Below are 24,873 nucleotides of genomic sequence, written 5' to 3'. Positions count from 1 at the left end.
CTTCAATATTTGAATGTCAAGCTTTTTCGATTTTCGAGGACTGACCCCTTTTTATCAAAAGCTGGCCGATGCCTGCTCCGAAGCAATCGGTTAATAAGTCAAAAACGCTGGGGTCGCGTAATGGAACAGAGGCCTGGTGCAGTTCATCGATAGCGCCCCAGATCAGGGCAGACACTATTACAAAGATAAACAATTTAGGCCTTGTTTTTGGCTGCGCTGTCTGGATCACCCGGGCCAGGAGAAACCCAAAGACAAAATATTCCAGAAAATGAAATACTTTATCCGCGAAAGGAAACAACATTAAAGGCAGGGACCTGGCCGGCCTTGAGGAAAGAAACCACATCAATGCCATATAAACCAGCAACGGAACCCAGAACTTTAAAAATCTTTTAGACCGGCTCATCAGTTTATTACCTTTATCTGGGAAGGGTGATTGATGATTATCTCCGGCCCGTTATAAAATTTTATTTTACCGGTTACCTCTATCTGCTTATTCTTATAAAAAACAACCGGGTCTATCGCCTTATCTTCAAACAGCCCCAGGTTAGATTTAAAGATCGCTACCGTAAAATCCTCGTGCCAGTCCCGCCCGAAATTTAAAAACACTACCTTTTTAGAAGCAAAGGTGCTTGTTACTCGTCCCCGAACAGTATAAAATTCTCCGATGTGCCCGGCGGCCTCCTGGTGAGTGATAATCTCGTAGCTTTTCCAGAATCCTCTTTTTTTCTGCCGCGCTTCCTGTTGAGCAGCCACTAATTTTTCGACATACTTTACGTTAGGCGGGTAGGTATAAAGCACGGCATAACCCAAACGCAGCAATTCCTGATTAACCATCTTATTGTCTACAAATACATAGGCCAGCCACCTGCCGTATTTATCGGTTTTAACTATATCAAATTCAAGTGTTACCTTCTTGCCTTCCACCAATTTTTTGTTGGCTTCTTCTGCCTGGAGACCATATTCTTCGGGTTTATATACCCAAATACTGCCTTTTCTTTCCCTGAGTTCAGGGGTATCTATTCCGATATAGCGGACAGTCTTGCCGTTAGATAGCTCGATCGTATCCCCATCGATTACCTTGGATACATAAAAGTCGGCTTTGGATCCGCCTGCGCTGCATCCTATAACCGCAAGCAATGAAAGAATTATAAAAAAATATATTTTAGCCTTCATTTAATAAAGAAGTATATCGCTATCTGGAGAATAATGTTGGTATATATTCCGGCTCCAATGTCATCTAACATTATCCCCGAGCTTCCTCCTATTTTTTCTAATCTTCTTAAGGGATAGGGTTTTAACCAATCGAACAGCCGATAGATTACAAACCCTGCTGTTAAATATACCGGTTCATATGCTACAAACCAGAAAGCAACCAGTAAGCCGGCTACCTCATCAATCACTATTTGGCTTGCGTCTTTTTTAGCAAATAAACGCTCAGCCCAGCCAGCGGTCAAAAAACCCAAGCAGATTACAACCAGGGTTACTATGAAATAGACAATCTGGCTGTTTTTTATCAATAAATATAACCCTACTCCGGCCAAAGATGCAGCAGTTCCGGGAATAAACGGTACATACCCGATAAAAAAAACCGAGGCTACTAATTTAATCAAAGTTCGCACTTAATATCCCCTTATTTCGCCATAAATATAAAAGTCCGGAACTAAGAGTAAGAGCTACGGTAACCAACATTAAAATAAATACAGTCCGCCTGAACATAATCTCAAAGGATATATTCCAAAGCCCAAAAAACCTGCTCAATGTCTCTCTAAAAGCCAAAAAGACCAGAATAGAGAATATAGCCAGCATCTGGGAAACGGTCTTATGCTTACCTTCCTTTTTAGCCGGCAGCACTTTTCCTCTGGAAAACGCCAATAATCTCACCCCGGTAATGATGAGCTCCCGCAGAATGATCAGGACCACCATCCAGGCCGGCAGGATTTTGAGTTCGACAAAAGCCAAAAATGCGGCAAGTACTAATATCTTATCTGCTATTGGATCAGCCAGCCTTCCAAAATTGGTAATCATATTTTTTTGCTTGGCAATATACCCGTCATAATAATCTGTCAGGCAGGCAATAATAAAAATCAGCAGGGCCAGGTACTTACCCGGCCACCAACTGGAGAATAAAAAAAACATAAAAACAAACGTAAGAATTATTCTTGAGATGGTTAGTTTATTGGGTAAATTCATGGTTAATTCGCGGTTATCTCGCCTACTAAATCGTATTCGTAAGTATCTGTTATTTTAACTTTCAAAAGGTCTCCCGGTTTGATCTTTTTTTGTTTTATCTTTACAAAAACCCGGCCATCTACCTCCGGCGCATCGTCCTTAGAACGGCCGATAGCCAAACCAGGATCAGTGCTATCCATTTGATCAATCAAAACATCTATTTTCTTGCCCAGAAAACCCTGGTTAATCTTTCTGGAAATATCTTGCTGCAAGCTCATCGCTTTATCAAAACGCTGCCTCTTGATATATTGGGGGATCTGATCCGGAAAACTAAAAGCCGGGGTACCCTCTTCCCTGGAATAGATAAAAATCCCCAGTCTTTCAAATCTTATTTGCTTCATAAAATCCAGCAGTTCGTTAAATTCCTTGGCAGTTTCTCCAGGAAAACCGACTATAAATGTGGTGCGCAGGGCTAAATCAGGCATGGCTTTCCTTAGTTTATCTATTAAAGTCAAAATTTGCTTTTTACTAACAGATCTTTTCATCCTGCTTAAGATTCTGTCATTAATATGCTGAAGAGGCAAGTCTATATATTTACAGATGTTAGAGTACTGAGCAATTACCTCTATCAGTTGATCCGTAAAATGACCGGGGTAAGTATAAAGCAGTCTGATCCAGGGAACAATGTTTTCTTCGGCCAGCTGTTTAAGTAAATCTGCTAATTTAAGTTTATTATAGATGTCTTTCCCGTAAAAAGTAGTATCTTGGCCGATCAGATTAATTTCTTTAGCCCCTCTTTTAGATAACCCTTTAGCCTCTTTTAGAATGGACTCGATTGGCCTCGAGCGGTATCTACCGCGAATCCTGCGGATTATACAAAAACTACAACGGTTGCCGCAACCTTCGGATATCTTAAGATAGGAGAAATGTTTCGGAGTGACAAAGAATCTCGGCGTAGAATGGCTATAAATAAAATTCGGCTTATTTACTTCGAAAACTTTCTGATTATTTAAGGTTTTTTTAACTATACTTACAATTTTAGGGTAATCAGCGGTCCCGATAAAAACATCTACTTCTTTTAGTTCATCGGACAACTTACGGCCATATCTCTGCGAAAAACAACCAGCAACTACCAAGGCCTTGATATTACCATCCTTTTTCAGTTGGATCAACTCCAAAATAATATCAACAGATTCTTTTTTCGCGTCATCTATAAAGGCGCAAGTATTCACTATAGCTACGTCTGAAAACTTAATGTCTTCGCTTATCTTATAACCTGCCTTTTCTAACAGGCCAAGCATTATCTCCGAATCAATCAGGTTACGGGGACAACCTAAGCTTATCATACCTATTTTAATCATAACTAAAGAGATTAAAAAACCAATTAAAAGTCATAAGTCATAAGTTTTAAACTCGAGAATTTACGACTTATGACTTATGACTTTAAAACTTATGACTTAATTTGAATTTATTTAGGATTTAGTGCTTCGGATTTAGGATTTATCTCTACTGCCTCTTTGGTCAGAATAACTTCTTTTAAAACTTGGCCGTTTTCTCCCAGTATCCCCAGTGGTTCATCATTCAGGCTTAAGCTAAGCGCTCCGGCATTACCGATCGACAGCCTGAATTTAGTGTCAGCTTTCCAGGTCTCTACACTGCCCTTGGCCAACATTCCTTGAAAAAGCAAGTTTCCGTCGCATCTGACCTCTAACCAAAGATCATCTTTAGCAATAGCCTGTAAGGTTAGAGGCCCTGGTTTGGAAATTATATTTTTTTTCTGGCTAACCACAGCCACCGGGCTTGGTTCTTTAGTTTCTATTTCTGCAGTTGCCGCCTTAACAGGGGGCGCATCCGGCCTGTGCAAAGGCAAGAGCTTAATAATAGAAAATGCGATCAGGAAAATAACTATCAATACACCGGCTATCATGGCAGGAACAGCAAATTTAGTTAAAAAATCCGGTGAAATCTTCTCGCCTTTTAGAGTTAAGATCTGCTGAGGATCTTTGGGATGGGTAGATAAGTATTTATCAATTAACGGAGTGCTTTCTACGCCTAAATACTCGGCATATCTTTTTAAAAAACCTTTAACATACATCGGGCTCGGAAGGTTTTCAAAATTACCAGACTCCATGTTCTCCAGCACGCTATGATGAATCCTGGTCTGGTTTGCTGCCTCTAAAAGAGATACGCCTTTTTTCTGACGGGCTTTTTTTAAGTACTTACCTATCGATTCCATAATATATTGCTATATTGCTAAATGGTTAAATTGCTAAACTGTTAAATTGATAAACTGGAGATTTGTCTTCTAAATTTTGAAACATAACTTTTTCACAACAATCTGTAATAAAATATTTTTGGATCTTTATAACAATTTAACAATTTAGCCATTTAACAGTTTAAGGGGTTGCTTCTTCTTTGTAGTCCTCGACCAATATCTCTCTTGGCCTTGGACCTCTATAGGGCCCTACCACTCCCTTTTCCTCCATTGCATCTATCATTCTTGCCGCCCGGGTGTAACCAAGGCGCATCCTGCGCTGAAGCATAGATACAGAGGCCTGGCCTGTGGTTAATACCATTTTTACCGCTTCTTCAAACAACTCATCTTCTTCAAAATATCCCTGGCTGTCCTTCTTTTGCTGCTGGGCCAAAATTTCTTGATTATACCGGGGGCCGGCCTGCAATTTGACAAAATTGATCACTTTTTCTATTTCTTGGTCAGAGATCAAGGTTCCCTGGCCGCGAATAGGCTTGAAGCTGCCCGGTCTTAAGAATAAAAGGTCTCCTTTGCCCAAAAGCTTATCAGCGCCATTGGCATCTAAGACTGTTCGGGAATCTACCTTGGACGCTACTTTGAATGATATCCGGGCAGGAAAATTAGCTTTGATCACCCCGGTAATTACATCGACTGACGGCCGCTGGGTAGCCAGGATGATATGAATACCCACTGCCCGGGAAAGCTGGGCTAATCTGGTAATGGAATTTTCTATTTTATCCGGAGCAACCACCATAAGATCGGCCAACTCATCAATAACAATGATAAAATAAGGTAAGCGCTTGAGCTCCTCCTCTTCTAATTTTAATTTCCCCGCTGTCAATTTGTCGTTATAAGCTTCTATGTTCCTGACCCCTAATCTGGCAAAAAGTTTGTAGCGGGATTCCATCTCTTCAACCACCCAATTTAAGGCTCCAACTACCTTATTGGGTTCTGTAATCACCGGACAGAGCAGGTGGGGAAGATTGTTGAAAATAGCCAACTCTACCCGCTTGGGATCAATCATTAAGAATTTTAGTTCTTCAGGCGTAAACTTAAACAATAATCCGATAATCAGGTTGTTGATACACAATGTCTTGCCGCTGCCGGTTGCCCCGGCAATCAAAAGATGAGGCATACTAGCCAAATCGGTAACAATAGGATGACCGGCAACATCTTTTCCTAAAGACAGGGTTAATCTAAAAGAGGAATTTCGCCATTCAGACGACTGAAGAATTTCTTTTAAATAAACCAGGGTCATAGCGCTGTTAGGGACCTCTATCCCTACTGCTGACTTCCCCGGGATGGGGGCAACTATCTGGACTGTTGCAGCCTTTAAAGCCAAAGCAAGGTCGTCACCTAACGTTATAATTCGATTTACCTTGACTCCCGGAGCCGGTAACACCTCATATCTGGTAATTACTGGTCCGCGGTTAATTTCAGTAACCTTTACTTCTATTCCAAAATCCTTTAAGGTCTCTTCTAAAACCCGGGCATTGGCATTCAAGTTATCAATCAACTTTCTGGCCTTTACCGGAGGCGGAGATTGCAAGAGATCCAAAGAAGGCAGTTTATACCCGTTTGTTTGGTTAAGACCGGCGCCTCCAACTGGAATTGGTCCGGCTTTTTCAAAACCATGTTTGGGAGGAGTTGGTTTTACCGCAGGCCTAATTTCTACACGAGGTTTAACCGGAACGGGCTTAACCAATGCGGGCTTGACCGGAATAGGCCTAACTGGCTTGGGCCTGACCGCTACAGAGTACTTAATCGATTTTTTTCTCAGTTCGATAACCCTGGCCAATATTCCTTTGAACAAACGGATTAAATATGAAAAAAATAGCAGCTCTGTAGTCAATAAAACAGACAAAATAAATAACGTAGCTAATATTACATAAGAACCCACCATCCCAAAGTAAATAATGCTCAATTCTGAAAACCGAAAACCAACAATTCCGCCATTGGCTATCCGTTGAACATCTACTCCCTGCAGACTAAATATTGACGAAATAGACACAAGGAGAATTATAGCGCCGATCAGCTTAAGGTAGAAGTGCTCTGTTTTTTTACCCCTTAATTTGAATATCCCCCAGATAGCGATGAAAAAAGGGATTAAATAAGCGCCTTTTCCTATTAAAAAAAAGATGGCTTGAGCCAAATAGGCTCCGGCTACTCCTACGAAATTATTTATCTGGAGATTTGTTGAAGAGGTAATCAGGTTTGTATCGCCGGGATTATAGGAAATAAGGCTCAGGCTAATTAAAACAGAAACAGCTATCAGTAGTAAACCTATTGCTTCGTTTACTCTCTCCTTAGTCATTATTGTCCAGTACTTCCCCAACCGTTTTCGTTCCTGTTGGTGCTGTTTAGGCTTGAACCTTCTTCTATTTTTACCCGGGCTACGGGCAAGATCAACATTTGGGCAAAACGTTGTCCTGCCTCAATGCAATAATTTTCCCCGGTAGTATTTAAAGCCACTACCTTCACTTCCCCTCTATAATTTGAATCTACCACTCCGGCCATAACATGGATGCCCTCTTTTGAAGCCAGGCCGCTGCGGTCTTTAATAATTCCCACAAAACCCGCAGGAATAGCAAGATGCAGGCCGGTTCCGATAACCTTTCTTCCTTTGGGCGCAATATCAGCGGTTTCCACTGCCCGTAAGTCCAGGCCGGCATCTCCTTCTCTTGAATAAGAAGGCGGGACTAAACCCTTCTCTTTGGCCTCGGGGCTTAATCTAATCTTTAAAACCATGTCCGTGCTTAAAGCCGCATTCATTTAAATTGTTAAATTTGTTTATCCCTCTTAAAATCAATTTTTAACAAAATACTGTAATAAAATATTTTTTGGATCTTTATAACAATTTAGCCATTTAACAGTTTAGCAATTTATTTATTTTCTTCTCCCATAGCTTGCTTGCGGGAAAGATTAATCCTGCCTTGTTCATCTATACCAATCACTTTAACCAATACTTCCTCGCCTTCTTTTAAAACATCCCCGACCTTTTTAACATATCCTTTGTCCATCTCAGAGACATGAATCAATCCGGATTGACCGGGTAAAATTTCACAGAAGGCGCCGAAATTAGTTATTTTACCCACCTTCGCTAAATATATCTTTCCTATTTCTGCTTCTTCGACCAACTTCTTAATTATCTCCACCGCTTTATTGCTCGCTTCCTCATTTACGGAAACGATATTTATCTTTCCGCCGTCTTCAATCTCGATCTTAGCGCCTGTATCATCCTGAATCTTCCTGATAATCTTTCCGCCGGGGCCGATTACATCCCCCACTTTGCTCGGGTTAACTTTAAGCGTGATAATCCTGGGTGCGTAAGGCGAAAGAGAGCTTCTGGCCTTATCCAGGACTTGATCCATTTTATCAAGAATAAATATCCGGGCGCTCTTAGCCTCTTCCAAAGCCCGGGCAAGAACTTCATTTGAAATCACGTTCATTTTAATATCTAACTGCAATGCGGTAATTCCTTTGGCAGTTCCAGCGACCTTAAAGTCCATATCTCCGAAATGGTCTTCTGAACCGATAATATCAGTGAGGACTGCTTCCTTTCCATTTTGCTTGACCAAACCCATAGCTATCCCGGCAACCTGGGCCTTCACCGGTATGCCGGCATCCATCATCGCTAAAGAAGCGCCACAGACAGTAGCCATACTTGAAGAGCCATTTGATTCCAAAATATCAGAGACCAGCCTGACGGTATAAGGAAAATCATCTTCCGAAGGCATAACCGGCTTCATTGCCCTTTCGGCTAATGCACCGTGCCCAATCTCTCTTCTGCCTGTCCCGCGCATCGGACGGACTTCTCCGACGCTAAACGGAGGAAAGTTGTAATGCAGCATAAACCGTTTATAAGACACGCCTTTTAAGGCATCTATCATCTGCTCATCCATTCTGCTTCCCAGAGTAGCAGTGGCTAAGCTCTGGGTTTGGCCCCGGGTAAATATGGCTGAACCATGAGCCCGGGGCAATACGCCTGTTTCACAATCAACCGGCCTGACGGTTTTATAGTCCCGGCCTCCTATTCTTTTGCCCTGCTCCACGATCATCTCTCTTACTTTTTCACATTCAATCTGCTCTAAGATATCTTTAATATCACCTTCTGTCTTTTCAGAATTTTCAGTAACCAGCTTCTCTATCAGCTGATTGCAAAGAAGGTTAAACTCTTCTTCCCGTTGTTCCTTCAAGTCTATTTTAACTATTTCGTCCAATTTTTCCTGGCTTAAATCTTTTATTTGTTGATAAAACTCCTGGTCTGTTTTCTTAAGCTCAATTTCTCTTTTAGGCTTTCCGCTGGATTTAGCCAATTTTTCCTGCAGATCGATTATCCCCAGGAGGTTTTCATATCCAAACTCTATAGCTTCTAAGATCGTTTTTTCATCACATTGGTCAGCACCGCCCTCCAGCATGATGACGCCCTGCCTGGTCCCCGCTACTATCAAATCCAAGCCGTTTTCTTCCAGTTCTGAATAAGCGGGGTTAATAACGAATTTATCCCCTGCCTTGCCTACCCTTATTGCTCCGACTAATTCAGGAAAAGGCACATCAGACACAGCCAGCGCTGCTGAAGCTCCAATTACCGCCAGGCAATCAGGGTCATTTTGTTCATCGGCAGATAAAACCGTTGCGATAACCTGGACCTCATTGGCAAAACCCTTGGGAAAAAGCGCCCTCAGCGGCCGGTCGATCAACCGTGAAGTTAGTATTTCCTTTTCCGAAGGCCTTCCTTCCCTTTTAAAAAAACCGCCGGGGATCTTACCGGCAGCGTAAGTTTTTTCTCTATACTCAACGGTCAACGGAAGAAAGCTCATGCCTTCTTTCATCTTTTTAGAGGCAACTACTGTTACCAGCACAATAGTTCCTCCGTGTTGAACTGTAACTGAACCATCAGCTGAGTTAGCTATTTTTCCTGTTTCAATAATCAAATCCTGGCTACCGATTTTTGTTATAACTTTTTCAGACACGTTTTCTCCTTATCTGCGCAATCCCAGCTTTTTTATGACATCAGCGTATTGCGTCGGGTTCTTTTTCTTTAAATAATTTGAAAGCTTTCTTCTCTGGCTTACCAGCTTCAAAAGGCCATATCGTGAATGATGATCTTTTTTGTGAAGCTTAAAATGTTCGCTAAGATCATTTATTCTTTTAGTTAATAAGGCGATCTGTACAGAACTGGAGCCGGTATCTTTTTCATCACCGCGGTAATCTTTGATTACCTGTTCTTTTTCTTCTTTACTTAAACTCATATACACCTCCGGGATATTTTATTTTACCACAGTTGAAAAAATATGTAAAGGAGAATCGAGCAGTCTTCTGGCCCTGGCTTCGTCCAGCCTAATCTGCCTAATCAGCTCTTCTTTTCCTGAAAATCTGCGTTCATTGCGGATTTTCCCTGCAAAAACAACTTCCAGCTCACGGCCATAGAGAGAGGAGTTAAAATCAAAGATATGAACCTCAATTATTGGCTCTATGTTTTCCCCGTCGATAAACTCAAACGTAGGCCTGCTGCCAATGTTAATTATTGCGTTATACAGCCTCCGGCCCAAGCTCACCTTAACCGCATAAACTCCGCCGGGAGGAATAACTTCATGATATGGTTTTAAATTTGCGGTTGGATAACCTATTAACCTTCCGCGCTTACTCCCCTTTACCACCTGTCCTAAAATAGAAAAAGGACGGCCTAAAAACCTTGCTGCCTGGTTTAATTTACCCTGCTTCAGAAAAGACCGTATTAAACTACTGCTGACGATATTCCCGTTTAGTTTAATCAATTTCATCTTATGTAAATAAAAAGAATACTTTTCTGCCAAAGCCTGCATCAGTTTGATATCGCCGCTTTTACCTCTCCCAAAGCAATAATTGTTCCCTAAAAATATTTCGTTAACCTTCAGGCTCTCAACCAGGGTTTTCTTAACAAACTCCTCCGGGGTAAGGGTAAAAAAATCTCTCTTAAATTTAAGCAATAAACATTTTTTAACCCCCATATCATCCAACAACTTCATCTTATGCTCCATAGAGGTTAAAAGAGGGGGGCTGCCTTCAAAGTTTATCACTCTTAAGGGATGAAGATCAAAGGTGATAACGACGCTGGTTCCGCCTGTCAGCTCAGCTCTTTTCTTCACTTCGGTTATAATTTTTTGATGGCCAATATGGACTCCATCAAAGGTTCCGATGGTAACTATCGGTTTCTTAAATTTCCTTTTTATTTTATCTAACCCTTTAATTACCTGCATATTATCATCCACTGCCATCCTGCGGCTTGACTGCAGGATCCAGTTATTATAAAGTCACTATCTTCTCTCTCAGGTCCTCATCGCTCATTTTCCCCAGCTCATCCAGCGTAAGACTATCTTCAATACGATAATTGCCGCTTCTGGTCCGGCACATCTTGGCGGCATAAGCGCCGCACCCCAAGAACCGGCCGATTTCAGAACAAAGAGTCCTGATATATGTACCTTTTGAACAAAGAACGCGAAGATTGACAAACGGGGGGGCAAATTTCACGATCTCAATTTTAAAAATGTGGATCCAGCGGGGTTTGCGAGGCACTTCAATCCCCTTTCTGGCCAGTTGATAAAGCCTTTTGCCTTTATATTTTAATGCGGAAACCATCGGCGGAATTTGTTCAATATCACCCAGAAAGTTTTTGATAACATCCTGGAATTTCTCCTGTTTTATATTAAACTTGTCTGATTTCGAAATTATTTTGCCGTCTGCATCCCCGGAATCAGTAGAAACACCCAGCTGCAAGGTTACTTCGTATTCTTTGCTGTCATCCATTATCTTGTTTGAAAGCTTTGTAGACTTGTTGAGCAGGATAACTAGAATTCCGGTAGCCAGAGGGTCTAATGTGCCGGCATGCCCTACTTTTTTCATTCGGAATTTCTTTTTGATAAAATCAACTACATCGTGGCTAGTCAACCCGCTCGGTTTGTTAACGACTAATATCCCGTCCATGTTTCAATGCTCCTTGAGACTCTGCTACTACCTTTTTAATCACCTCATCCAATGTGCCTTTTATTCTGCAGCCGCTCGCCCGACAATGTCCTCCTCCGCCAAACTTTCCGGCAATTAATGTTACATCTACTACACTTTTGGACCGCAGGCAGACCCTGATCCTGCCCTTTACCTCGGTCTCGCTGAAGAAGATGGCTATTTCCACTCCATAAAGTGAACGGGCATAATTTACAAAATATTCTGTATCCTGCCAATCAGCCCCTGCTTTTCTCAGCATATCATTTGTTACATATAACCAAGCAATAGATCCATCGTGATTGATAACCTTAATGGTTGAAAGCGCCATTCCTAACAATCTCATCCCGGCCAGCGAATTAACTTCGTACATTTTTTCAGCCACGATTTCCGGTTTTACCCCGCATTCGAGAAGATGGCTGGCTACCCGGTAAGTACTGCTGGTTGTATTGGCATATCTAAACGAACCCGTATCGGTTAAGATGGCCACATACATCGCTAAAGCGCTTTCATTTTTAATCGGGCAATTCAGCTTTTTGTAGAGATAATAAACCATTTCACCGGCCGCACCGGCCCTGGTATCCACCCAGTTTATATCGCCGAAATTCTCATTGCTGACGTGGTGGTCAATATTGATTATCTTTTTTGCCGGCGATAAAAGAGACGGCACCCTGCCTAATCTGTTCAGATTAGAAGAATCCATAATGATCGCAACTTCGAAATTTGGCTTTCGGACTAATTCGTCGATACAGGTCCACTTTCCCAAAAAATCATACATAGCAGGCAAAGGCTTATCATTGATTATAACGGCCTTTTTTTTCATCTGCTTCAAAAGAGACCTCATGGCAAATTGGCTTCCAACCGCATCACCGTCGGGATTAACATGAGAAGAAATAAGAAAGCTGTCGTATTTCTTTATAGCACTGATGACCTGGCTTAGAGTCATATTTCCTTTTCCTTTTTTATTTTCGCTAAAACATCGTCTATCTGTGCGCTATATTCAATTGACTTATCAAACCTGAATCTGATCTCTGGCACAAAACGCATCCTCAACCTCTGGCCAACGGCTTTTCTTAAAAAACCGGCTGCATTCTGTAAGCCGATCCGGGTAGACTTCTTATTTTTATCACTGCCCAATACGCTAAAATAAACATCGGCAAATCTCAAGTCAGCCGTTACCTTAACTCCGGTAATAGTGATAAAACCTATCCGGGGGTCTTTTACTTCTTTTTGGATAAGTTCGGATATTTCCTGGCGAATTATCTCAGCTACCCTGCTCAACCGCTGGTTGTTCATTATAAAATCTCCATTTTTGACAATGTTAAACGAGCTTCTATTGCTTAGTATAAATTTTTATTCTAATGATGCAGGCGGCTTTTTAGAAGACCGGTAAAAGGCTATGGCCGCATAACCAACTACGCTCTTCTTTTCACCCGATGTATCTCCTGAATTAGCATACTTAAGCACCTTTACCTTATCGGCGCCGAATTTCTTAGCTGCGATCATCACGGTTATTATTGCTGCCCCGCCGCAAAGCTCCACATCACCGCTATTTAATTTATCTGAAAGCTCATCCGGGGAAAATCTTTCTATTGCTCTAAGCGTCTTTTCATCTATCAGATTAGCTGTCGCGTATTCATAGTAATGTGACATATCGCTCGAGGCGATAAATAAAATTTTTTTTCCTTTCAGAACCTTGGTTAAAGCATCAGCCAGGCCCCGGCAAATTGCCATTTTTTTATCGCCGATAACAACAGGAATTATTGAAAAATTATTTAATACAACCTGCAGAAATGGAACTTCAACCTCTACTGAATGTTCCTTCTGATGAAGAGGGGCGTAATAAGTTATTTGTTTATTCTCTGCTATTATTTTGTCAGAAAGTCCTTTGTTAACTTTTACAACACCTAACGGGGTTCGATAATCACCTATATTATAAACTGATGATCCTTGATAATGTAAATAATGACTTGGGCCCAGGATCACCACTGTTTCAAACTCCTTTTCTTCAAGCAATTTATATCCCCAGGCAGCTATCTCGCCAGAATACCGGTAGCCGGCATGAGGAACCACCAGGCCGATTAATTCCCCTTCAAGCTTAGAAGGAGCAGCTTTCTCTAAAAAATTTTCTATCATTATTCGCAGTGCCCGGGCATCGGAAGGATAAAACCTGCCGCTGACTACCGGCCGGCGGACCGTGCCGCCGCAGAAAGCCTTTTGAATAAAATATCCCCGGCTAAATAGCATTAAGGCTGCTAATATAACCGAGTTGAGAGTTTTGAATTTTTTCATCACCTGCTGTTTTACAATTCCTTTTTTCTTAAGCTAACCCTATAATCATCGGTCTCTTTTTTTAAGATAATATGTCCCTCCCTGGCAAGCCAGCCCAGGCTCATTAGGACAAGCTCACTGGGTTTTTCAGTGTAAGAAACCACCTCTGATAAAGCCACTTCATCCTTTTCATCCAGAAGATGCCAGATATCACCGGCTACTATCCCGATTTTGGTTATCATATTTATCCCTCCTTTTTTCTCGCAGTTATAATTTAGCTTCGTTATCGGCTCTCGACTTTGCTCGAGACGACCCTAAGTTTGCCGAAAAGTCACTTGCTAAATTATCTGCTCGTTTATTATAACTTTTACAACCAGGACATCTTGTTATATCCTGGTCCTTATCAACCAGATAAAGACGGGTGCAAACCGAACACTGCCTAAAAGCGTTATCCTGGTCAGTCAGCTTCCTTTTTTTAGTACAGTTTACAATAATCCAGATAGTCAAAATACCAAACACCGTAATAAACTGGTATATTGAAACAGCTGTTGTTAAATCCAACCTTATCATAATTATATTGTTATATTGTTAAATGGTTAAATTGTTAAACTGCTATAACAGTTTAGCCATTTAGCAATTTATCAGTTTAACAGTTTAGCAATTTATCACTCCAGAGAGATTTTCGCAATACCCCACTGACCGGCTTGCTGAAAATCAGACCCAAGAACCCCGAATCGCCATTTACTGATATATCTAATCCCTAAGAGGTCCAATTCGGGATACCCGCAGGAAATCTCAGGTTTGGCATGCTTCACCACGCCCTGGGAGGAAACCCAGAATTTAATCTTTAAGTCAAACCTAAGCCCTTCTTGGCTCGCCCAGTCAGGCAAAGAAGGCAGGGGTGGATTGTAAAGAACCGCCCTGTTTTCAACCGGCCCCTGGAGCCTAACCCGCGGTAAATAATCCGGGGCATTTTGGGAATCCTGTCTTAAATTATCAAATGACTCAACCAGCACATGTTTATCCGGGCTACCTGCCTGTTGTCTTGTAACAATCCTTTTTTTGCCTCTGGCCCTTATTTGATCATTTGAAAACTGACTTCGCAAGTTCAGTTTATCAGAAAACAATTTCCTGAGAGGAACTTTAACAGCTTCAGGCAAACCGATTTTTAACCCCCTTCTAAAAGCAGTTTCTTCCAGTATGGGCCCCAGAAAAGAAATTGCCGGATATTTCTTAAGCTCATGGGTATAAAAAGGGTTGAGTTCTATCCTCACCCCGCATATACAAAGCAAATGCCAGAGAATAGAAATCACCAGGGCCAAATTAAATACTTTGTTTCTGAACAAAACCATTTTCTTTTATTTCTAAAAACCATTTAAAAATTATCATTTAGCGTTTTAAATTTTAAACTGACCCTTTTACAATAACCTTTCAGGGTTTAGTAGCTATGCTTACTTGGGATATCCCTATATCCCGGCATAGATCCCAGACCTCAACCACCTTACCCAGGGAAGCTTTTTCGTCTGCCTTGATAAGAAGGGGTTTGTCTCCGTCAGCTATATTTGCAAGTTCTTCTTTTAATTTAGACAAAGAAATAACTTTATTGTCGAAATAAATCTTGCCTTCAGCGGTAATCTCGATAACTAAATTTTTTCCCTCAAGCGCTTCGGAAGTAACCGCCTTGGGCAGTTTAACCTTGATAACCGGCTGAAGCACAAATGTAGATGTAAGCATAAAAAATATGATCAGTAAAAAAATGACGTCTACCAGGGGAGCGATATCCAAACGGCCCTTTGCTAACTCTATATGGCGTTTAAACTTCATAACCTTCACTCCGTTGAGCAAGTATGTTTACCAGATCCGTAGCGCTTTTTTCCATATCTAGAACAAAACTATCTACCCGGCTGACCAGATAATTATAAGCCACCAACGCAGGTATAGCTACAGTCAACCCGGCAGCAGTAGTAAGCAATGCCACCCATATACCCTGAGCTAAATCACCCGGGCTGACCGGATTAAAGGCAGAAGCTTTTTCCTGGATTATCTGAAAGCATCTTATCATTCCGTTGACCGTTCCTAAAAGTCCGAGCAGCGGCGTAACATGGGCAATGGTAGCCAGAACCCCCAGGTTTTTTTCCAACCTCGGGACTTCGTGAACAGCGGCATCATTAACTGCTTCTTTTATCTCTTCCCGGGACCGGTCATGTTTTACTATACCCGCCTTTAAAGTATGAGCTATCGGCCCCGGAGTCCTGTCGCAAAGATCAATGGCTTCTACGATCTTATTTTTCTTGATCGAACCGGAGATCTCTTTAAGAAAATTATCAGTGTCAATCCTGGCCCGATAAAGATGAAACAAACGGTCAACCACTACAGCCAAGGCCAGAACCGAACAGAAAAGTATCAGGTAAATCAGCGGTCCGCCTTTTTGAATTATACTAAACATTCTAACCTCCTCGTATACACAGATGACCACAGATTAAAAAATACAGCCGGACACAGATAAAAGCAAAACACCCTATTTTTAAAAAAATTGTGTTTATCCGCGCCAAGATTGTAACTTGGTTTTTTACAATGTCATCTGCGATCATCTGCTTCTTCTCATCTGCGATCATCTGTGTTATTTCCTCTGTGCTAATTTGTGTTAGTTTGTGGTATGATCAATTCTGGAACCTTAAGTTCAGGACTTTCAATCTCAACCTGCATTACCTCAAGTTCAGAAGTTAAACCGCCGATATTATCCCTGATCCACTCTAATCTTCTTTTGGCATATTCAGCTTCTTTCAACTGGCTGGAAATTATCTTTTCATAAATAGTTTTTGCTTCACTCCACTGGTTCTGCTGCTCGAATATATAAGCAGCACGGATCCTGGCCTCCATGGCCCAGTATTTAGACTCAGGGTAGAGATAGGTAACCTTAAGATACTCGATTTTTGCCTGATCGATATTTTTTTGGTCCTGATAGCATTTGGCAATCTGAAATTGAATTTCCGCTTTTAAACTGCCTTCTGCTTTATCCAAGGCCTTCTGGTAATAAACAAGAGCCCTCCTGTGTTCTTTTCGCTCGGACAAAATATCGCCGGCCCTTAAGAATGCATCACCGGCTAACTCGCTCCCCGGATAATGAGCTGCCATATTCTTAAATTGCTCAAGGGCTGAACTTAAATCTTTGCTTGAATAAAATGTCCAGCCTATCCAATAAGCAGCGTCATCACTCAATTGATGGGTAGAAAACTCCGAAAGGATTTTCTTAAAATATCCTCGCGCGCTTTCAAACTGGTCATGGTCATAATTATATTTGCCTAACCATAACAATACATCTGCTGCTAGAGAAGAAGCCGGACAATTAGCCAGATACTGCTTAAACTCCCCAATCGCTTCATCTTCTTTATTCATCTGCCAGTAACACCAGGCCATTTCATACCGGGCCTTACGGACTATTTCCGGAGAAACAGATCTGCTTTTAGTTAATTTCTTAAACACCTTGAGCGCTTTATTATAATCACCGTTATTATAAAGACAGCTTCCTGTTTGAAATAATGCTTCTGTGGCTAAAGCACTGCGGGGATATTTATCAATAAGTTTCCGAAATTGATCGTAAGCAGCTGACCAATTGCCTTGCTTAAAATATGACCACCCTATTTTATACTGGGCTTTGTCTAAAAGGCCGCTTTTAGAAAAATTTACGATTAAGCTTCGGAAAGATGAGATCGCTGAATCAAATTCCCCTTTTTTATAAAGAGTCTGTCCTAATTGATATTGGGCATAATCAGCCACTGCACTCCGGGAATATTCCTTTAAAATAACATCAAACGCATCAACGGCCTTCTGAAAGTGGCCTAAATCCAACCAACAATCTCCGATTTTTACCAGTGAATCAACCTTTAACAGATCATCGGGTCCCAGTTTTGAAACCTGCTCGAATCCAGCAATTGCCTTTTCGTAATCTTTCATCTCAAGGTAACACCAGGCAAGCCCATAGCAGGCTTGGTTATAGAGGTCGCTCTGGGGAAACTCCATCAATAATTTTTTATAGGCCTGGATGGCTCGTTCAAACTTCTCCGATCTAAACAATCCCTCAGCCTTCCAGAACCAGGCATTCTCTACCCACTCACTTTGAGGAAATTTAGTTATCAGCTCCTGATACTTTTCAACAGCATTGTTCCAATCGCCGATCCCTGTGTAGCATTGCCCTATTCTAAATATACAGGAATCGATCAGGGGATTTTTCGAGAAATATTCTCTAAAATAAGAAAGTGCTTTTAGGCTTTCCTGGAAATCTTCCAGCTCATAATAAGCCCATCCGGCACCATAATAAGCCAAAGCTGCCCATTTGCTTTTCGGAGATGCCTTAATCGCCTGTTGATAGTTGAAAATAGCCTTTCTGAATTTTTCTAAATAATAATCTGCCTCACCCAGCCAGTAATAGCCGGCAGTTGTATATTCATGTTCGGGAAAGGAAAAAACATATGAAGAAAGAACCCCTTCGGATTCTTCAAATTTCCTGAGGTGATATAAGGATTCCCCTATTCTATATTTAGCCTCGGCAAATAAAGCATGATTTGGAAAATCTTTCAAAAACTTCCTGAACTGTCCGACTGTTTCCTCATACAAGTCCTGTTGATAATAGCAAAAGCCTATCGAGTAACCGGCGTAAGAGCTGTAAGTAGACTGAGGGTAATCAGCAATGACCTTTTGATAAAGATTGACCGCGGCAGTAAAGTCCTTTTCTTTAGCATAGGTCTCCCCGGACCAATATAGCGCCTGATCGGAATATCTGCTCGGCGGAGAAATTTGTAATATAAAATCGAACTCTTCCAGGGCCTGATAAGGTTTATCCTGATGATAAAAACATTTACCTAAAAGGAGGTGCGCTTCCTGGTTCCATTCACTAAGCGGATATTTCTTTAAAAAGGACTTAAGCCGGCCGATACAAAAACCATATAATCGGTCTTGATAGGCTGTTCTGGCGACAACGATAGCTTCCCGTCCGCCACTTGCATAACTATTTCCCGCCCATAAATGAATAGAACTGCAGGCCAGCAATAATATTACTAATAGCTTTTTTATCTTATTTGACATAACGGTATAGTTTATCAAATTTTTATCCCTTTTTCAACATTTGAGATTTGGTGTGTTATTTAAGTGCCTATCTTTGTATGTTCCAATATCTGTTTTAAGGCTGCTATGGCTGAAAGGACAGCTAAGAGACTGGTTTTTGGGTTTTGAGGAGAGGGCAGGTTTTCGGTCTTGGTTATAAGAATTCCAAACTCACCCTGCACCTTAACTTCATGGGAATTACTTTTATATTCAGGCGAGGTAACGATCTTTACCTTTGTTTTAACCGGACCAATGCCGGCAAGGCTTAAAGCAGCAGCCACATTTATATTCTTGGGGAAACCTTGCACAGCTTCCAAGACCGTACCTTCAAAAAGCACGGTTTCTTGTTTAATTGCATTAAGGTCAATCTTACTTTTTACCACATAGGGCGCACCTTCCAATCCCAACGGTGGTTTACGGGTAGTTAAAGTAACAGAGTTTACTCCCCCCATCGATGCCGCTTTAACCCCGTCTAAGCCGCATAAGGCACCGGAAGGAATATAAAGACGGCAAGATTTTTGATCGGCAAGCCGCAATACATCTTCACGGCCAACCAACCCCCCCACACTCATTACCATTATGTTTTTTCCCTTTGAAAGAGCTTTGTGTGCGGTATCTGCGGAAATATCTTTAGAAGCAGCCTCAATTACCAGATCACTGGCGCTTATTAATTCTTCGATAGATAAAACGCCGGGATTACCCGTTAAAGAACTGACTAATTTTATTGTTTTAGCTTTATCTAAATCATTTACTGCTGTCAGTTCAGCTAAACCGAAAAAATTTTTTTCTATTGCCTTAGCCAGAGCCGAGCCGATTACCCCGCAGCCGATTATTCCTACCCTTATCTTATTCATAACACCTCTTAAATAGTGTCAAAGAGTCAAAGTGTCATCGCTCACTTCGTTCGCTAGTGTCAAAGTTTTTACTTTGACTCTTTGACACTCTGATTCTTTCTGACTCTTTCTGACTCTCTGACACTTTGACTCTCTGACACTTTTTATAGGCTACTTCACCTCCAGCATTCTATCCAGCGTCCTCTTGGCCTTGACCCTGATATTCTCCGGAACTTTTATTTCATGCTCCATAAATTCCAGGGCATGGGCCACCCAGCCAAGAGTAGTCAGTTTCATATCAGCGCATAGTAAATTTACCGAAGCAGAATAAAATTTTCTGCCGGGAAATTTCTTTTCCAAACCATAAAGCAGGCCGGTTTCGGTCCCGATTATGAATTCCTTACATTTAGAAACCTCGATGTAATCGAACATCTGCTTTGTGCTGCAAACTCCATCAGCTAACTCAACTACCTCCGGATAACATTCAGGATGGACAAGAAATTCAGCACCGGGATGAGAGGCTTTTACTTTTAACACATCAGCTTTAGATAACCTGACATGCGACGGACAAAAGCCTTCTAAAGTGATAATTTCCTTTTCGGGAACCTGCGAAGCAACATATAGTCCAAGGTTCTTATCAGGGATAAAAATTATTTTACGATATTCATTCAACGATTTGACAATATTTACCGCGTTACCGGAGGTGCAGCATATATCGCTCTCCGCCTTTATCTCGGCTAAAGAATTAACATAACATACTACGGCTGCATCGGGAAACTGTTGTCTTTTGGCCTTGATCTGATCAAGATTAACCATATCAGCCAGAGGGCATCCTGCTTCAATTACCGGCAAAATTATCTTCTTACCGGGATTTAAGATAGACGCGCTCTCAGCCATAAACCTGACTCCGCAAAAAATTATCACATCATTGCCGATCCTGGTAGCTGCCCTGCTTAAGGCTAAAGAATCACCTTTTATATCAGCGATATCCTGAATTTCAGGCCGCTGATAATTGTGCACGATAATAGCCGCATCTTTGTCCTTTTTTAATTCAGCTATTCTTTCCTTTAATTCTTCCCTGTATTTTGTTTCATCTTGTTGAGTGCGCACCATTTTATTTTATCCTTTTTATCTTATTTTTTTCATCCACATAGACAATCTTTGGTTTAATTGAAACAGCCTCTTTTGTGTCCATTAAACCATAAGCAATGATTATTACTTTATCCCCTGTCTTTGAATGGTGAGCAGCCGCACCGTTAATACAAATAACACCCGAATTCGCTTCCCCTTCTATGCAATAAGTTTCACACCTTGAACCATTATCAAGGTTAAGCACATGAACCTTTTCATTAGCCAAAATATCCGCTTCCTTCATAAGAAGACTATCTATAGTAATACTGCCCTCATAATTCAAGTCGGTCTGGGTCACAGTGGCCCGATGGATCTTGGATTTATGCATTAAACGCATCATTTCACTTTCCTCCATCTACAGCTTTTGTTTACTACTTAGGCTTTGAGCTTTGAGCTATGAGCCATGAGCTTTTAGCCTAAAACTCAAAGCTCATGGCCCATAGTATTAACCTCTGTGTTCACTATAATGTTATCTATCAACCTCGCCCTGCCCACCCACACCGCTAAAGCAATTAATACCTCGCCGGAGATAACTTCTAAAGAATTCAACTGCCTGGCATTTACTATGGATATATAATCTATTTTTAAGCCGGCTTTGTCCATTATCTGTTTAGTGCACCCTATGATCATACCGGCATTTCTCTCGCCGCTTTTGATCATATCCTTTGCCTTAGTCAAAGCCTGATAAAGGACCAACGCGTCTTTACGCTGAACAGTATTTAAATACTTATTTCTTGAGCTCATTGCCAAACCGTCTTTTTCCCTGACAATGGGCAATACCTCTATTTCAACATCCATATTCAGGTCTTTTACCATCCTTTTGACAACTATCGTCTGCTGTGCATCCTTTTGGCCGAAAAAGGCTATATCGGGCTTTATGATATTAAAGAGCTTGGCGCAAACTGTGGCTACACCCTTAAAGTGTCCGGGCCGCGCCTTACCGCAGAGAACCCCGGTTATCATTTCCACATTAACATATGTAAGGTAACTCTCCGGATACATCTCACTTAAGCCAGGCGCAAAAATAACATCAACTCCTGCTCTGGCTGCCTTGAGCCTATCCTGCTCTACATCCCGGGGATAAGCCAAATAGTCTTCATCCGGCCCAAACTGCGCAGGATTAACAAAAATGCTGACAATCGTTGTGTCCGTACTAGTCCCGGCTTTTTCTATCAGGCTTAAATGACCCTGATGAAAACAGCCCATTGTGGGAACAAGGCCTATTTTTTTACCCCTGCTTTTGGCCTCCTCAACATAAGACCTCATTTTATCTATCGCGGTAATTACCTGCATTTTAATCCGTTACCTAACAAGTTATACGATGCTGGTTTAACGTTGTGGATGCTCGTATCGATGCTTGTCTTGGAAAGTGGAAACTCGTGTTCAGCCTTAAATTACCCAGCTTCCAGCCTCGAGCCTCCAGCTTCAATACCAGCATCGACAAAGACAAAGGAGCTTCGACAAACTAAAAAGGTTTTCTTTCACAAATCTCTGCCAGTAATTGCCTGGCTTGTTTATTTAATATAGGATGAACCAAGTCCGGGGCAATTTCGACAAGCGGTTTTAAAGCAAAAAATCTTTCGTGTAATCTAGGATGAGGTATTTCTAATTCTTTTCCCTTAATTACAACATCATCATAAAAAAGAATATCTAAGTCTATTGGCCGCGGACCGTCAGGAACACCCTTGCCTCTGCCTAACCTTTTTTCAATGCTTTTTAATTTGGCTAACAATTCTAAAGGTAAGATAGAGGTTTCAGCCCCTAAAACAGCATTTAAGAAATTTCCCTGTTCAGGAGGCCCGCCTACGGGTTCGGTTTCATGTAATGAGGAAATCTTCTTAATCTCTAAGTTTTTTACTTCCCTTAAAAGATTCAGGGCCTTTTCAATATTGACCCGGCGATCTGCTAAATTTGAACCTATGCCGATGTAAATTCTAGCCATTTAGCAATTTATCAGTTTAACAGTTTAACAGTTTAACAGTTTAACAGTTTAGCAGTTTAGCAATTTAACCATTTAACAGTACTTTTTAAACTCAGCAATTCTCTCTACCGCCTCTTTTATTCTCTCTTTGCAAACAGTCAGGGCCATCCTGATATAGCCCTCCCCGCTTTCTCCAAAACCCACTCCCGGGGTAGTAACTATCCCTAGTTTTTCTAAAAAGATCTTGGATAATTCGGACGAACTATAACCATCCAGGGCATGCGCCCAGACATAAAAAGTAGCTTGCGGCTTGGAAACATTCCAGCCTATAGAATTCAGGCCGTTAACCAAAACGTCCCTTCTTTCCTGATAGATCTCTCTCATCTGCTCAACCGAATCCTGCGGACCGTTAAGCGACTCTATCCCGGCAAGCTGAATTGCCTGGAAAATACCCGAATCAATATTGGATTTTACTGTTCTTAAGCCCTTGATAATCTGCTGATTGCCGCTTACAAATCCTATGCGCCAACCGGTCATATTATAGGTCTTGGAAAGCGAATGGAATTCCACCCCTACTTCTTTAGCTCCCCGAACCTCTAAAAAACTCATTGGTTTATTGCCGTCAAAATATATCTCGCTATAAGCGGCATCATGACAGACGATAATCCCGTTTTTATCGGCAAAATCAACCACTTTCTCAAAGAATTCTTTAGTAGCTGTGGCAGAAGTAGGATTGTTGGGATAATTTAAAAACATCATCTTTGCTTTATTAAGGACATCTCTGTCTATATTTTCCAGATCAGGCAAAAAATTATTCCGTTCCAATAAAGGTAAAAAAACAGGCCTTGCTCCGGCAAATATGGCGCTGGCTGTATAAGGAGGATAACCGGGGGTTGGCACCAAAACTACATCTCCGGGATTAATAAATCCTAAAGGTATATGAGAAATACCTTCCTTTGAACCGATCAACGGCAGGATTTCCTTATTTGGATCTAATCTTACGTCAAACCTCCTGTTATACCAGCCGGCTATTGCCTCACGCAGCCGGCTCATACCCCAATCCAGGGCATAGTGGTGATTAGCCGAGTCGCCGGCAGAGCGCTGTAACTCTTTAATAATATGCTCCGGGGTTGCCCGGTCAGGATCACCTATTCCCAGATCGATTATATCCCTGCCCTTGTTTAAGGCCTCCTGTTTTAATCTGTCAAGTTCAACAAAAAGATAGGGAGGTAATTGTTTTAATCTGTCTGAAATCTCGATATTCATTTTTTCAATACATCCTGCATATTATAAATGCCCGGCTGTTTATCTATAACCCATTTCGCTGCTTTTAACGCGCCCTGGGCAAAGATATCACGCGTTTTGGCTGAATGAAAAAGTTCGATTTTGTCAAAGGGCCCTTCAAAACTGATCCGATGGTCACCGATAATTTCTCCTTCGCGAATGGACTCTATATTTTTTATTTCCCCGCCTTCTGCCTTAATTATCCCGGCTATGCGCTTTGCTGTTCCTGAAGGCGCATCCTTTTTATGTACGTGATGTGCCTCGATTATACTGGCAAAATAGTCTTTGGGAAGGCTTTGCGCCGCAAGTTTAACAAGCTTAAAAAAAATGTTCACTCCAATAGACATGTTTGGCGAAAAAACTATCGGGATAACCTTTGAAGCCTTTCTTATTTTAAGGTTTTCTTCCGGGCTTAAACCGGTCGTTCCAATAACCATCGGCTTTTTATATTTTAAAACCGCCTCCAGATGCTCAATAGAGGCCCGGGGTGTTGCAAACTCTATTAAACAATCCGCGTCTTTTATATTACCGGGATTATCACTTATCTCAATTCCGCAAACATCCCTGCCTATGGCGCTATGCCCGTTTTGCTCTAAGGTAGCCGTCAATTTAAGAGAGCTATCTTTAGCGATAAGGTTGATTATCCGCCCGCCCATTTTTCCTGCCGCCCCGCTAATCGCAATCCTCAACATAAAAACCTCACTTCTAAAAAATTGTTAAATAGTTAAACTGTTAAAAGTGCACAGTTTAAAGTTTAAAACTGCACACTCCCTAAGTCCTTAATTTTTGTTCTTTTTAAGATAGATGTCATCCTGAGGGAGCGTAAGCGACCGAAGGAAGTCCTGAGTATTCCCGAAGGGCGACCGAAGGAAGTCCTGAGTATTCCCGAAGGGCGACCGAAGGATCTCCCATAAAACCGTGTTTTCTGAGAT

Annotated in this window: 28 protein-coding genes; all 28 read right to left on the bottom strand. The window is 41.5% G+C overall.

Translation table 11 applies throughout. The features are described 5' to 3' along the window. Positions 1–16: 16 nt before the first annotated feature. The 28 genes from U9Q08_04895 to dapB all read right to left on the bottom strand — a co-directional run bounded on the left by U9Q08_04895 (position 17) and on the right by dapB (position 24,633). Entirely contained in the window at positions 17–403 is a 387-nt protein-coding gene (locus tag U9Q08_04895; GenBank protein ID MEA3329038.1) for a VanZ family protein, read from the bottom strand. Then, positions 403–1,173, bottom strand: a complete 771-nt coding sequence (locus U9Q08_04890; protein ID MEA3329037.1) for a thermonuclease family protein — start codon at positions 1,171–1,173, stop codon at positions 403–405. Before U9Q08_04890 ends, U9Q08_04895 begins: the two co-directional genes overlap by 1 nt. Further along, entirely contained in the window at positions 1,170–1,619 is a 450-nt protein-coding gene (locus tag U9Q08_04885) for a phosphatidylglycerophosphatase A (GenBank protein ID MEA3329036.1), read from the bottom strand. The genes U9Q08_04890 and U9Q08_04885 overlap by 4 nt, the downstream gene beginning before the upstream one ends. Continuing rightward, positions 1,603–2,190: a CDP-diacylglycerol--glycerol-3-phosphate 3-phosphatidyltransferase gene (pgsA, locus tag U9Q08_04880; GenBank protein ID MEA3329035.1), complete on the bottom strand. Its 588-nt coding sequence runs from the start codon at positions 2,188–2,190 to the stop codon at positions 1,603–1,605. Before pgsA ends, U9Q08_04885 begins: the two co-directional genes overlap by 17 nt. Before the next feature lie 2 nt (positions 2,191–2,192). Beyond that, positions 2,193–3,530 carry a 30S ribosomal protein S12 methylthiotransferase RimO gene (gene rimO, locus U9Q08_04875; protein ID MEA3329034.1) on the bottom strand — a complete coding sequence of 446 codons (1,338 nt, stop codon included), beginning with the start codon at positions 3,528–3,530 and terminating at the stop codon, positions 2,193–2,195. 107 nt (positions 3,531–3,637) lie between these two features. Further along, entirely contained in the window at positions 3,638–4,405 is a 768-nt protein-coding gene (locus tag U9Q08_04870) for a DUF4115 domain-containing protein (protein MEA3329033.1), read from the bottom strand. Between the two features lie 160 nt (positions 4,406–4,565). After that, positions 4,566–6,737, bottom strand: a complete 2,172-nt coding sequence (locus U9Q08_04865; GenBank protein ID MEA3329032.1) for a DNA translocase FtsK — start codon at positions 6,735–6,737, stop codon at positions 4,566–4,568. After that, on the bottom strand, positions 6,737–7,171 hold the full coding sequence (gene dut, locus U9Q08_04860; protein MEA3329031.1) for a dUTP diphosphatase: 435 nt from the start codon (positions 7,169–7,171) through the stop codon (positions 6,737–6,739). Before dut ends, U9Q08_04865 begins: the two co-directional genes overlap by 1 nt. Before the next feature lie 134 nt (positions 7,172–7,305). Continuing rightward, entirely contained in the window at positions 7,306–9,396 is a 2,091-nt protein-coding gene (gene pnp, locus U9Q08_04855) for a polyribonucleotide nucleotidyltransferase (protein ID MEA3329030.1), read from the bottom strand. Between the two features lie 9 nt (positions 9,397–9,405). Beyond that, a complete protein-coding gene (gene rpsO, locus U9Q08_04850) occupies positions 9,406–9,675 on the bottom strand; it encodes a 30S ribosomal protein S15 (GenBank protein MEA3329029.1) in 270 nt (89 codons plus the stop codon). Positions 9,676–9,693: 18 nt separating this feature from the next. Further along, positions 9,694–10,680, bottom strand: coding sequence for a bifunctional riboflavin kinase/FAD synthetase (locus tag U9Q08_04845; protein MEA3329028.1), 987 nt, complete (start codon positions 10,678–10,680; stop codon positions 9,694–9,696). A 28-nt stretch (positions 10,681–10,708) separates the two neighbouring features. Beyond that, positions 10,709–11,386, bottom strand: a complete 678-nt coding sequence (gene truB, locus U9Q08_04840; GenBank protein ID MEA3329027.1) for a tRNA pseudouridine(55) synthase TruB — start codon at positions 11,384–11,386, stop codon at positions 10,709–10,711. Continuing rightward, a complete protein-coding gene (locus U9Q08_04835; protein ID MEA3329026.1) occupies positions 11,364–12,347 on the bottom strand; it encodes a bifunctional oligoribonuclease/PAP phosphatase NrnA in 984 nt (327 codons plus the stop codon). The genes truB and U9Q08_04835 overlap by 23 nt, the downstream gene beginning before the upstream one ends. Then, complete coding sequence (gene rbfA, locus U9Q08_04830) at positions 12,344–12,697, bottom strand: 30S ribosome-binding factor RbfA (protein ID MEA3329025.1); 354 nt, start codon at positions 12,695–12,697, stop codon at positions 12,344–12,346. The genes U9Q08_04835 and rbfA overlap by 4 nt, the downstream gene beginning before the upstream one ends. A gap of 57 nt (positions 12,698–12,754) precedes the next feature. Continuing rightward, positions 12,755–13,693, bottom strand: a complete 939-nt coding sequence (gene amrB, locus U9Q08_04825) for an AmmeMemoRadiSam system protein B (GenBank protein ID MEA3329024.1) — start codon at positions 13,691–13,693, stop codon at positions 12,755–12,757. 11 nt (positions 13,694–13,704) lie between these two features. Beyond that, on the bottom strand, positions 13,705–13,914 hold the full coding sequence (locus tag U9Q08_04820; protein ID MEA3329023.1) for a winged helix-turn-helix domain-containing protein: 210 nt from the start codon (positions 13,912–13,914) through the stop codon (positions 13,705–13,707). A 25-nt stretch (positions 13,915–13,939) separates the two neighbouring features. Beyond that, on the bottom strand, positions 13,940–14,242 hold the full coding sequence (locus U9Q08_04815; protein ID MEA3329022.1) for a hypothetical protein: 303 nt from the start codon (positions 14,240–14,242) through the stop codon (positions 13,940–13,942). 95 nt (positions 14,243–14,337) lie between these two features. Continuing rightward, positions 14,338–15,024, bottom strand: a complete 687-nt coding sequence (locus U9Q08_04810; protein MEA3329021.1) for a hypothetical protein — start codon at positions 15,022–15,024, stop codon at positions 14,338–14,340. A 79-nt stretch (positions 15,025–15,103) separates the two neighbouring features. Beyond that, the gene (locus U9Q08_04805) at positions 15,104–15,496 is read right to left on the bottom strand and encodes a biopolymer transporter ExbD (protein ID MEA3329020.1); all 393 of its coding nucleotides are present in this window, start codon (positions 15,494–15,496) and stop codon (positions 15,104–15,106) included. Next, positions 15,486–16,118 (bottom strand): MotA/TolQ/ExbB proton channel family protein, encoded by a 633-nt coding sequence (locus U9Q08_04800; protein MEA3329019.1) that lies wholly within the window; start codon positions 16,116–16,118, stop codon positions 15,486–15,488. The genes U9Q08_04805 and U9Q08_04800 overlap by 11 nt, the downstream gene beginning before the upstream one ends. Positions 16,119–16,306: 188 nt before the next feature. Then, positions 16,307–18,754: a tetratricopeptide repeat protein gene (locus tag U9Q08_04795; GenBank protein MEA3329018.1), complete on the bottom strand. Its 2,448-nt coding sequence runs from the start codon at positions 18,752–18,754 to the stop codon at positions 16,307–16,309. Positions 18,755–18,813: 59 nt separating this feature from the next. Then, complete coding sequence (locus U9Q08_04790; GenBank protein MEA3329017.1) at positions 18,814–19,626, bottom strand: aspartate dehydrogenase; 813 nt, start codon at positions 19,624–19,626, stop codon at positions 18,814–18,816. Between the two features lie 150 nt (positions 19,627–19,776). Beyond that, complete coding sequence (gene nadA / locus U9Q08_04785; GenBank protein ID MEA3329016.1) at positions 19,777–20,718, bottom strand: quinolinate synthase NadA; 942 nt, start codon at positions 20,716–20,718, stop codon at positions 19,777–19,779. Position 20,719: 1 nt separating this feature from the next. Next, a complete protein-coding gene (panD, locus tag U9Q08_04780; GenBank protein ID MEA3329015.1) occupies positions 20,720–21,076 on the bottom strand; it encodes an aspartate 1-decarboxylase in 357 nt (118 codons plus the stop codon). Between the two features lie 83 nt (positions 21,077–21,159). Then, a complete protein-coding gene (gene panC / locus U9Q08_04775; protein MEA3329014.1) occupies positions 21,160–22,029 on the bottom strand; it encodes a pantoate--beta-alanine ligase in 870 nt (289 codons plus the stop codon). A 172-nt stretch (positions 22,030–22,201) separates the two neighbouring features. Continuing rightward, entirely contained in the window at positions 22,202–22,678 is a 477-nt protein-coding gene (gene folK, locus U9Q08_04770) for a 2-amino-4-hydroxy-6-hydroxymethyldihydropteridine diphosphokinase (protein ID MEA3329013.1), read from the bottom strand. 72 nt (positions 22,679–22,750) lie between these two features. Continuing rightward, positions 22,751–23,923 (bottom strand): LL-diaminopimelate aminotransferase, encoded by a 1,173-nt coding sequence (locus tag U9Q08_04765; GenBank protein ID MEA3329012.1) that lies wholly within the window; start codon positions 23,921–23,923, stop codon positions 22,751–22,753. Further along, positions 23,920–24,633 (bottom strand): 4-hydroxy-tetrahydrodipicolinate reductase, encoded by a 714-nt coding sequence (gene dapB, locus U9Q08_04760; GenBank protein ID MEA3329011.1) that lies wholly within the window; start codon positions 24,631–24,633, stop codon positions 23,920–23,922. The genes U9Q08_04765 and dapB overlap by 4 nt, the downstream gene beginning before the upstream one ends. Positions 24,634–24,873: the final 240 nt, after the last annotated feature.

This window comes from Candidatus Omnitrophota bacterium (genome assembly GCA_034717435.1).
Classification (GTDB): domain Bacteria; phylum Omnitrophota; class JAUWXU01; order JAUWXU01; family JAUWXU01; genus JAYELI01.
The sequence above is the reverse complement of the archived record's forward strand: the minus strand, read 5'-3'. Positions and strand labels throughout refer to the sequence as shown.

Bases quoted from the DNA above. Each gene is read 5' to 3' on its own strand.
- U9Q08_04795 (MEA3329018.1), bottom strand. From the start codon at position 18,754: ATGTCAAATAAGATAAAAAAGCTATTAGTAATATTATTGCTGGCCTGC.
- U9Q08_04865 (MEA3329032.1), bottom strand. From the start codon at position 6,737: ATGACTAAGGAGAGAGTAAACGAAGCAATAGGTTTACTACTGATAGCT.
- folK (MEA3329013.1), bottom strand. From the start codon at position 22,678: ATGGCTAGAATTTACATCGGCATAGGTTCAAATTTAGCAGATCGCCGG.
- U9Q08_04815 (MEA3329022.1), bottom strand. From the start codon at position 14,242: ATGATAAGGTTGGATTTAACAACAGCTGTTTCAATATACCAGTTTATT.
- panC (MEA3329014.1), bottom strand. From the start codon at position 22,029: ATGCAGGTAATTACCGCGATAGATAAAATGAGGTCTTATGTTGAGGAG.
- U9Q08_04895 (MEA3329038.1), bottom strand. From the start codon at position 403: ATGAGCCGGTCTAAAAGATTTTTAAAGTTCTGGGTTCCGTTGCTGGTT.
- U9Q08_04890 (MEA3329037.1), bottom strand. From the start codon at position 1,173: ATGAAGGCTAAAATATATTTTTTTATAATTCTTTCATTGCTTGCGGTT.
- U9Q08_04800 (MEA3329019.1), bottom strand. From the start codon at position 16,118: ATGTTTAGTATAATTCAAAAAGGCGGACCGCTGATTTACCTGATACTT.
- rimO (MEA3329034.1), bottom strand. From the start codon at position 3,530: ATGATTAAAATAGGTATGATAAGCTTAGGTTGTCCCCGTAACCTGATT.
- dapB (MEA3329011.1), bottom strand. From the start codon at position 24,633: ATGTTGAGGATTGCGATTAGCGGGGCGGCAGGAAAAATGGGCGGGCGG.
- pgsA (MEA3329035.1), bottom strand. From the start codon at position 2,190: ATGAATTTACCCAATAAACTAACCATCTCAAGAATAATTCTTACGTTT.
- U9Q08_04845 (MEA3329028.1), bottom strand. From the start codon at position 10,680: ATGGCAGTGGATGATAATATGCAGGTAATTAAAGGGTTAGATAAAATA.
- rbfA (MEA3329025.1), bottom strand. From the start codon at position 12,697: ATGAACAACCAGCGGTTGAGCAGGGTAGCTGAGATAATTCGCCAGGAA.
- dut (MEA3329031.1), bottom strand. From the start codon at position 7,171: ATGGTTTTAAAGATTAGATTAAGCCCCGAGGCCAAAGAGAAGGGTTTA.
- U9Q08_04835 (MEA3329026.1), bottom strand. From the start codon at position 12,347: ATGACTCTAAGCCAGGTCATCAGTGCTATAAAGAAATACGACAGCTTT.
- U9Q08_04765 (MEA3329012.1), bottom strand. From the start codon at position 23,923: ATGAATATCGAGATTTCAGACAGATTAAAACAATTACCTCCCTATCTT.
- U9Q08_04805 (MEA3329020.1), bottom strand. From the start codon at position 15,496: ATGAAGTTTAAACGCCATATAGAGTTAGCAAAGGGCCGTTTGGATATC.
- U9Q08_04810 (MEA3329021.1), bottom strand. From the start codon at position 15,024: ATGGTTTTGTTCAGAAACAAAGTATTTAATTTGGCCCTGGTGATTTCT.
- nadA (MEA3329016.1), bottom strand. From the start codon at position 20,718: ATGGTGCGCACTCAACAAGATGAAACAAAATACAGGGAAGAATTAAAG.
- amrB (MEA3329024.1), bottom strand. From the start codon at position 13,693: ATGAAAAAATTCAAAACTCTCAACTCGGTTATATTAGCAGCCTTAATG.
- truB (MEA3329027.1), bottom strand. From the start codon at position 11,386: ATGGACGGGATATTAGTCGTTAACAAACCGAGCGGGTTGACTAGCCAC.
- U9Q08_04790 (MEA3329017.1), bottom strand. From the start codon at position 19,626: ATGAATAAGATAAGGGTAGGAATAATCGGCTGCGGGGTAATCGGCTCG.
- panD (MEA3329015.1), bottom strand. From the start codon at position 21,076: ATGATGCGTTTAATGCATAAATCCAAGATCCATCGGGCCACTGTGACC.
- U9Q08_04820 (MEA3329023.1), bottom strand. From the start codon at position 13,914: ATGATAACCAAAATCGGGATAGTAGCCGGTGATATCTGGCATCTTCTG.
- rpsO (MEA3329029.1), bottom strand. From the start codon at position 9,675: ATGAGTTTAAGTAAAGAAGAAAAAGAACAGGTAATCAAAGATTACCGC.
- U9Q08_04870 (MEA3329033.1), bottom strand. From the start codon at position 4,405: ATGGAATCGATAGGTAAGTACTTAAAAAAAGCCCGTCAGAAAAAAGGC.